Origin of the sequence: Streptosporangium nondiastaticum (assembly GCF_003011965.1) — a bacterium.
GTDB lineage: Bacteria > Actinomycetota > Actinomycetes > Streptomycetales > Streptomycetaceae > Streptomyces > Streptomyces nondiastaticus.
On sequence record NZ_PXWG01000244.1, the window covers coordinates 1 to 4,758 of the forward strand.

General features: G+C 75.2%; 5 protein-coding genes. 3 read left to right on the forward strand and 2 right to left on the reverse strand.

From position 1 onward, the window contains the following. Together B7P34_RS35030 and rsmH are read right to left on the reverse strand one after the other, a co-directional pair. Window positions 1–438, reverse strand: a 438-nt coding sequence (locus B7P34_RS35030) for a septum formation initiator family protein (protein WP_106682174.1), incomplete at its 3' end; no start/stop codon positions are given. Then, window positions 435–1,394, reverse strand: coding sequence for a 16S rRNA (cytosine(1402)-N(4))-methyltransferase RsmH (rsmH, locus tag B7P34_RS35035; RefSeq protein ID WP_106682175.1), 960 nt, complete (start codon window positions 1,392–1,394; stop codon window positions 435–437). The genes rsmH and B7P34_RS35030, both read right to left, overlap by 4 nt. A 432-nt stretch (window positions 1,395–1,826) precedes the next feature. On the opposite strand from rsmH, the gene B7P34_RS35040 reads away from it, so the two are divergent. From B7P34_RS35040 to B7P34_RS35050, 3 genes are all read left to right on the forward strand, one after another. Continuing rightward, the gene (locus tag B7P34_RS35040) at window positions 1,827–2,378 is read left to right on the forward strand and encodes a beta-class carbonic anhydrase (RefSeq protein WP_106682176.1); all 552 of its coding nucleotides are present in this window, start codon (window positions 1,827–1,829) and stop codon (window positions 2,376–2,378) included. A gap of 160 nt (window positions 2,379–2,538) precedes the next feature. Beyond that, a complete protein-coding gene (locus B7P34_RS35045; protein ID WP_106682177.1) occupies window positions 2,539–3,546 on the forward strand; it encodes an AAA family ATPase in 1,008 nt (335 codons plus the stop codon). Further along, the coding region (locus B7P34_RS35050) for a DUF58 domain-containing protein (RefSeq protein ID WP_106682178.1) at window positions 3,543–4,758 on the forward strand (1,216 nt) is incomplete at its 3' end. The genes B7P34_RS35045 and B7P34_RS35050, both read left to right, overlap by 4 nt.

Consider the following 4,758-nt stretch of genomic DNA (forward strand, 5'->3'; position numbering starts at 1 on the left):
CGGCACGGGCAGCGGGCGGGGTGCGGGCATGAGGGCGGGCCGCGGTCCGGGGCCCGCGGGTGCGGGCGCGCGGTACGCCACCGTGCCGTCGCCGGCCGGGGAGGGCTGGCCGCGGACCGTGCCGTCGGGGCTGAGGAAGGCGGGGTTGCCGCCGGGGACCATGCCGAGCTCGCGGGCGCGGCGCTCCAGGGCGTCGGGGGCGGCGAGCTGGTCGACCTCCTGCTGGAGGGCCTGCTGCTCGTCGGTGAGCTCGGTGGTCTTGCGCTGGAGGCGGGAGAGTTCGAAGGAGCCCTGGTTGAGGGCGGAGTTCAGCAGGAGGAGCGAGATCAGGCCGGAGCCGAGCAGCACCACCACGAGGAGGACGAAGGGGGTGCGCTTGGCCCCGACGGGACCCACCAGGCGGCCCAGCCGGGTGCCCCGGCGGGCGGCCGGGGTCACCGGATGTCCTCGCGGATGCGTTCGGCGCCGCGCAGCCGCGCGGGGGCGGCCCGGCGGTTCTCGGCGACCTCTTCCTCGGTGGGCAGCTCGGCGCCGCGGGTGAGCAGCTTCAGGCGGGGCTGGTAGCGCTCGGGGACGACGGGCAGGCCGGGCGGCGCGGTGCTGGTGGCGCCGGCGGCGAACACCTGCTTGACGATGCGGTCCTCCAGGGACTGGTAGGACAGCACGGCGATGCGGCCGCCGACGGCGAGCGCGGCGACGGCCGCGGGGATGGCCGCCTCGACGCTCGCGAGCTCGGCGTTGACCTCGATGCGCAGGGCCTGGAACGTGCGCTTGGCGGGGTTGCCGCCGTGCCGCTTGGCGGCCTGGGGCAGGGCCTCGCGGATGACGTCCACGAGCCGGGCGCTGTTGGTGAAGGGCTCCGCGGCGCGCTCGCGGACGATGGCCTCGACGATCCTGCGGGCCTGCTTCTCCTCGCCGTAGGCGCGCAGGATGCGCACGAGGTCGCCGGGGGCGTACGTGTTGAGGACCTCGGCGGCGCTGATGCCGGTCGTCTGGTCCATGCGCATGTCGAGCGGGGCGTCCTGCGCGTAGGCGAAGCCGCGGCCTGCCTCGTCCAGCTGCATGGAGGAGACGCCGAGGTCGAAGAGGACGCCCTGGACCTTGGGGATGCCCAGCCGCTCCAGCACCTCGGGCAGCTCGTGGTAGACGGCCCGGACGAGCGTGGCGCGCTCCCCGTACGGCTTGAGCCGCTCGCCGGCGAGCTCCAGGGCGGTGGGGTCGCGGTCGAGGGCGACGAGCCGGGCGTCGGGGAAGGTCTTGAGCAGCGCCTCGCTGTGCCCGCCGGCGCCCAGGGTGCAGTCGACGACGACGGCGCCGGGCTCGGTGAGAGCGGGAGCGAGCATGTCCAGGCAGCGCTGGAGCATGACGGGGACGTGTCGCGCGTTGCTGCTCATGCGCCCTTCTGAGTTCGGGGTGCCCGGAGCGCGCGCGGGCGGTCCGTAGCCCCGGGTCCCCGCCCGCTCCAAGGGGAAGCGGCCTGCCCGGCACCGGGGAAGGGGCGCCGGACGACCGGGGAGCGGGAGGAGGCCGAGGGGTGCGTCCGCGTCGCGCACGTGCGGGTTTTCGGTGTCCAGGGGGAGCGTCGGGCCTCCCACTTCGCGCCACTTTAGTCCACTCGTCCCGCCGGTCAATCAACCGGCCAGCGCGTCCCGGCCCGGGCGCGGCGCGGGCGCCCGGTACCCGTGATGTTGGCGGGAATGACCCCGTTCACCCGGATGGCAGGGGGTCCGCCACCCGTGTGGCTTACCTCACAGACCAGGTTATGGGGAGGATTTTGTGGTCCCCGTAACGGGCCCGGGGGCACGGCGCCGACTACCGTCGTTCATATGTCGATACCCGCGTCCCAGCCGGCGCCCCAGAGCCCCGAGAGCACCCGGCCGCCCACGGTCACCGACCGTCTTGTTCAGGCCAATGCCGAGTACGCCGCCCACTTCACCGACCCGGGCATGGACGCACGCCCCGTCCTCAAGGTCGCCGTCGTCGCCTGCATGGACGCCAGGCTCGACCTGCACGCCGCGCTGGGCCTGGAGCTCGGCGACTGCCACACGATCCGCAACGCGGGCGGCGTGGTCACCGACGACATCATCCGCTCGCTGACCATCAGCCAGCGCGCCCTCGGCACCCGCTCCGTCGTCCTCATCCACCACACGGGCTGCGGCCTGCTCACCCTGACCGAGGACTTCCGCCACGAGATCGAGGCCGAGGTCGGGCAGCGCCCGGCGTGGGCGGTGGAGGCCTTCAAGGACTTGGAGCAGGATGTCCGGCAGTCCATGCAGCGCGTCCGGACCTCGCCGTTCCTGCCCCACACCGACGACGTCCGGGGTTTCGTCTTCGACGTGACGACCGGCCTGCTGCGCGAGATCGACCCGCAGCACTGATTGTCCACAGGCGGTGACGCGGCGCCGCGCGGACGGCCAGAATGCGGAGAGGACGCCGTCCCCGTGTGACGCACGGGGCTCGGTGTCCGTATTCCGGGGGCGGGTGCCCGGTCCGTGACCCATGGACCGCAAGCCCGCAGGACGGGCCGAGGAGGGCCGGGTGACGACCTATGACGAGCGAGCCAGCCTGAGCAGTCTGACCGCCACCGCGGAGCGGATCCGCCGGGCGGTCGAGGGCGTGATCGAGGGCAAGCCGGAGGTCGTACGGCTCTCGCTGACCGTGCTGCTGGCCGAGGGCCACCTGCTGATCGAGGACGTGCCGGGCGTGGGCAAGACCATGCTCGCCAAGGCCCTGGCCCGCTCGATCGACTGCTCGGTGCGGCGCATCCAGTTCACGCCCGACCTCCTGCCGTCGGACATCACGGGCGTGAGCGTCTTCGACCAGCAGCGGCGCGACTTCGAGTTCAAGCCGGGCGCGGTCTTCGCCCAGATCGTCATCGGCGACGAGATCAACCGCGCCTCGCCCAAGACCCAGTCGGCCCTCCTGGAGTCCATGGAGGAGCGGCAGGTCACCGTCGACGGGCACACCTACGAGCTGCCGAGCCCCTTCATGGTGGTGGCCACGCAGAACCCCGTGGAGATGGAAGGCACGTACCCGCTGCCCGAGGCGCAGCGCGACCGCTTCATGGCGCGGGTCTCCATGGGCTATCCCAGCCCCGAGGCCGAGCTGCGGATGCTGGACGCGCACGGCTGCTCCGAGCAGGCCTCCCCGCTGGACGACCTGCAGCCGGTCGCCCACGCCCACGAGATCCTCAAGCTCGTCGAGGCCGTCCGCACGGTCCACGTGGCCGACGCCGTCCGGCGCTACGCGGTGGATCTCGTCACCGCCACCCGCCACCACCCGGACCTCCGGCTCGGCGCGTCCCCGCGGGCGACGCTGCACCTGGTGCGGGCCGCCCGGGCCGCGGCCGCCCTCGCGGGCCGCGAGTTCGTCCTGCCGGACGACGTCCAGGCGCTGGCGCCGGCCGTCCTCGCCCACCGGCTGCTGCCCACGGCCCAGGCCCAGCTCGGCCGGCGCGGCGCCGAGCACGCCGTCCTCGACATCCTCCAGCGCACCCCCGTGCCGGACCCGTCGGCGCAGGCGTGGCGGCAGGCGCGGCGGCTGTGACCGGCCCGGGGGACGGCACGGGCCCCGGGCCCGGCGGGAAGGCCGGGGGCGGCAGCGGCCTGTGGGCGGCGCTGGGCGGGCTGACCACCCGCGGGCGCTCCTTCCTGGCGGCCGGCATCGCGGCCACCGTGTGCTCCTACGTGCTCGGCCAGGCCGACCTGCTGCGGGTCGGGCTGTTACTGGCCGTGCTGCCCCTGCTGTGCGTGGTGGTGCTGCACCGCACCCGCCACCGCGTCACGGGCAGCCGCCGGCTCACGCCCGCGCGGATCCCCGTCACCGCCGACGCCCGGGTCCGGCTGCGGATCGACAACGTCTCCCGGATCCCCACCGGCCTGCTGATGCTCCAGGACCGCGTGCCCTACGTGCTGGGCCCGCGCCCCCGCTTCGTGCTGGACCGGATCGAGCCCGGCGGCCGGCGCGAGATCTCCTACCGCGTCCGCTCCGACCTGCGCGGCCGCTATCCCCTCGGCCCGCTCCAGCTGCGGCTGACGGACCCCTTCGGCATGTGCGAGCTGACCCGCGGCTTCAGCGCGTACGACACGCTGACGGTCGTGCCGCACACCGAGCCGCTGCCCCCGGTGCGCCCGGGCGGCGCGAGCCCGGGCCACGGCGACGGCCTGCGCCGCTCCCCCGCCCTGGCCGGCGAGGACGACGTCATCCCCCGCGGCTACCGCCACGGCGACGACCTGCGCCGGGTCCACTGGCGCTCCACCGCCCGCCACGGCGAGCTCATGGTGCGCCGCGAGGAGCAGCCGCGCCGCGCCCGCTGCACGGTCCTGCTGGACACCCGCGGCGCCGCCTACGAGGGCGCGGGGCCGGGCGCGCCCTTCGAGTGGGCGGTCTCGGGGGCCGCCTCCGTCGCGCTGCACCTGCTGGAGCAGGGCTTCTCCGTGCGGCTGCTCACCGACACCGGTAGCGCGGGCCCCGGCCCGGACGGCCGCGCCGCCTCCCCGCACGACCCGGCGGAGGCCGCGGGCCTGATGCTGGAGACCCTCGCGACCGTGGAGCACTCGGAGGGCACGTGCCTCTCACCCGCGCTCGCGGCCCTGCGCGGCGGCGAGGGCCTGCTCGTGGCCTTCCTCGGCGGCCTGGACGAGGAGCAGGCGGGCCTGGCCGCCCGGATGCGCGGGAGCGGCGGCGCGGCCGTCGCCTTCGTCCTGGACCCCGCCGCCTGGCGGGGCGATCCCGGTGCCCGGGCGCGCGGCGCGGCCA

Coding starts and splice junctions, on each gene's coding strand:
- rsmH (WP_106682175.1), bottom strand. CDS start 1,394: ATGAGCAGCAACGCGCGACACGTCCCCGTCATGCTCCAGCGCTGCCTG.
- B7P34_RS35040 (WP_106682176.1), top strand. CDS start 1,827: ATGTCGATACCCGCGTCCCAGCCGGCGCCCCAGAGCCCCGAGAGCACC.